Raw genomic sequence first — 2,792 nt, forward strand, 5'->3', positions numbered from 1 at the left:
GATGGTGAATCACGTCAGCCCCAAACCCGATACCCTCAGTGAGTCAGATTCCACAGGTTTTGGTATTACATTCCAATGTCGGGGCAGATCGTGGACGCCTCGCTGGTGCCTGCGCCAAGACAGCGCAACACCGAGGGCGAACGCGAAGCGATCAATTCGGGCAAGAGCGCCAGAGATATCTGGCCGGACGAGCCGAACAAGGCAGCCCAGAAGGATACCGACGCCCGCTGGACACTCAAGGTCGGCGGGAAAGTCCGGTATCGCGCGGATGGAACGCCGCTCCCCATGATCGCCCTTCCGGTTTTCGGCTACAAATCCCACATCAGCATCGACCGACGCTTCGGCTTCATCCGAGGCATGGCGGTGACTTCGGCGTCAGCAGCGGACGGGCGTCTTCTCCGGCAGGTCGTCAGCACGGACAATACCGGTTCCGAGGTATGGGCAGACAGTGCCTATCGATCCAGGCGCAACGAGAAGTGGCTGTCGGATCGGATGCTCACGTCCCGCATTCATCGGCGCAAACCCAAGGGTAAGCCCATGGCGAAGGCAACTGCGCGGGCCAATGCCGCCAAGTCTTCGGTCCGGGCCCATGTCGAACATGTCTTCGCCCATCAGAAAAACCGGTTCGGGCTGTTCATCCGCACGATCGGCCTGGCCCGTGCCGAAGCGAAGTTGACCCTTTGCAATCTGGCCTACAACTTCAACAGGCTGATCTTCCACGAACGCCGGGAAAGCATGGGGTGACTCTGCCTGCAATCCGCGAAGCGCGGATGAAATCGCACGGAATGTCATCGGAAACAGGCCAAAGGCGGGCGCCACAGCGTCCGGCAGCATCGGCATCTCCGTCGTCAGGCTCCCAAGCCCTGCGCAACACGGTTTTTGCGGGTCTCCAGCTTGGGACTGAAGTGGCGGAGCGGGTGTCCGCCAAACCACGCCCATAATGTGCTGAAACATGGGCGTTTTCCTCATTCGTGTTGATCTGGGACCCTCTTTGGGACCCTCTTTCCATTTCAGGTCAGCAAATCAGTCACTTATCGACTGTGATTGCAGGCAGGATTCTAACCGCAACCGGCCTTGAACGTCAAACCGATTGCCCCGCCTCCCTCCTTCCTAATTCGCTCTCAGACGAACGGGAGAAGGCAAACATCAACGACCTCCCACATTGGAATTCCCGTCAACGCACATCCGCACATCCGCACATCTTACCGATCGGGAAAAACTATGACCGATTGCCTCCTGCCGAAGGACATTCTTCCCGATCGGTAAGAAAAATCGTCATCGAAGATGACTCCCAATTCGGCGCCGTTGTCGCCGCAACCGGCAATTCCCAGGCCAAAACATGGATATCCCGATCAATTACGAAGACCGGCTGGTCGCGACGATCAGGGGAGATCGAAAAACGGACAACCGAGATTAAAGCGCAGGCTGGGCAGGAAGGTATACCAGACGTCACAGACCAAGCAGCCGATGACGGTCCCACCACCGGGCCTAGCGCGTATACCGCCAACGGGTGCAGCTGAAACTGCACTTCTCCTTTTGCCAGCTTCCGGCTCTTCATAAAGCCTTGTCATCGAGCGGCCTTTCCAGCAGATTTGGAGCAGCGGGCAGACCGATGAAGGATCGGTTTGCATGAACGAGCACGAAGACAGATTCCTCCGAATGGGGGATGTCACCAGGAAAACCGGACGCTCCCGCGCGGCAATCTACCGAATGATTGCCGAAGGCACCTTCCCCCCTCAAATCCCCATAGGCGCCAGAGCTGTGGGTTGGCGGTTGTCGTCTGTCCTGGAATGGATGGAATCGCCCAAGGACTACCATGCGAAATAATCCGGACGTCTGGAGCAAAACGCAGACGGCATTTCCAAAATGTAACCCATCGCAGCGTCACATAAATGTCATTCTCTAACTGCGGCTTGGCGTGATCCGGCCCCGGCGCGAATTCGGATGCAAACTACGTCTCCGATGGAACGTCGATACCAAATTTACGCCCTGCCGCGTGTGCTGACTGCAGGCGAATGGCCTGGCTGAGCGGGGGCACCGCGATATTGCGATGAAGGATTGCTAACCAGCCACGCCGAATGCCTGCGCTTCAACAGGGGAAGTGCGGGATGTTTATCGGTTCAGAGCTTATCGAGTTTCTTCTCTGCCTCGGCCAGGTGCGGTCAGATGCGGACTTCTTTGACCTCATGCTGGATACGACCCGCAGGCTGGGTTTCGAGCAGTTCGCGTTCGTCAGCCATGTCGATCTCGTTGCCGCCGCCGACGAGGCAGTCGCAATATCAAACTACCCCGATGGTTGGGTCGAGCGCATCCTGACCGAGCGCTATTATCTCGACGATCCGGTACATGCCGCCAGCATCGGTCGCAACACGCCCTACGCCTGGCATGCCATCGGTTCGGAGATGTTTCAGAGCAGACGTCAACGAACCATCCTCAAGGAAGGTGCCAGTTTCGGGCTCCAGGACGGCGTCACTGTGCCAGTCCATTCGCCGGGGGAATACCGTGGCACATGTTCCTTCGCGACTTCGCAGCCTGTTTCCATGACGCCGCACATTCGGGGGGCCACGCATATTGTCGCAGGATTTGGTTTCGAGACCGCGCGCAAGCTGGTTCGCATGCGGCTCGGCCTGGAGCGCACGGTGCCGTCCCTGCCGCGATTCAGCCCGCGCGAAGTCGATTGCGTGGGGTTGGTCGCATCCGGCATGGGGGATACCCAGATCGCCCACTGATCTGCCCCCTTCTGAGTGGCCCAAAATCTGTTTTAGATTTTGCCACGAAGGAGGAATGGAATG

Annotated in this window: 3 protein-coding genes; all 3 read left to right on the top strand. The window is 58.2% G+C overall.

Annotation, left to right across the window (positions count from 1 at the left end):
* Nucleotides 1-75: 75 nt before the first annotated feature.
* The gene (locus tag IEX64_RS23995; RefSeq protein WP_229710729.1) at nucleotides 76-744 is read left to right on the top strand and encodes a transposase; all 669 of its coding nucleotides are present in this window, start codon (nucleotides 76-78) and stop codon (nucleotides 742-744) included.
* Nucleotides 745-1,659: 915 nt separating this feature from the next.
* The gene (locus IEX64_RS24000) at nucleotides 1,660-1,827 is read left to right on the top strand and encodes a helix-turn-helix transcriptional regulator (RefSeq protein ID WP_506330857.1); all 168 of its coding nucleotides are present in this window, start codon (nucleotides 1,660-1,662) and stop codon (nucleotides 1,825-1,827) included.
* A 281-nt stretch (nucleotides 1,828-2,108) separates the two neighbouring features.
* Nucleotides 2,109-2,729: an autoinducer binding domain-containing protein gene (locus IEX64_RS24005; RefSeq protein ID WP_229710730.1), complete on the top strand. Its 621-nt coding sequence runs from the start codon at nucleotides 2,109-2,111 to the stop codon at nucleotides 2,727-2,729.
* Nucleotides 2,730-2,792 lie beyond the last annotated feature (63 nt).

This window comes from Novosphingobium indicum (assembly GCF_014645195.1).
GTDB classification, from domain to species: domain Bacteria; phylum Pseudomonadota; class Alphaproteobacteria; order Sphingomonadales; family Sphingomonadaceae; genus Novosphingobium; species Novosphingobium indicum.

What these genes read in the sequence shown, in the direction of transcription:
- IEX64_RS23995 (WP_229710729.1), top strand. Translation starts at nt 76, where the DNA reads ATGTCGGGGCAGATCGTGGACGCCTCGCTGGTGCCTGCGCCAAGACAG.
- IEX64_RS24000 (WP_506330857.1), top strand. Translation starts at nt 1,660, where the DNA reads ATGGGGGATGTCACCAGGAAAACCGGACGCTCCCGCGCGGCAATCTAC.
- IEX64_RS24005 (WP_229710730.1), top strand. Translation starts at nt 2,109, where the DNA reads ATGTTTATCGGTTCAGAGCTTATCGAGTTTCTTCTCTGCCTCGGCCAG.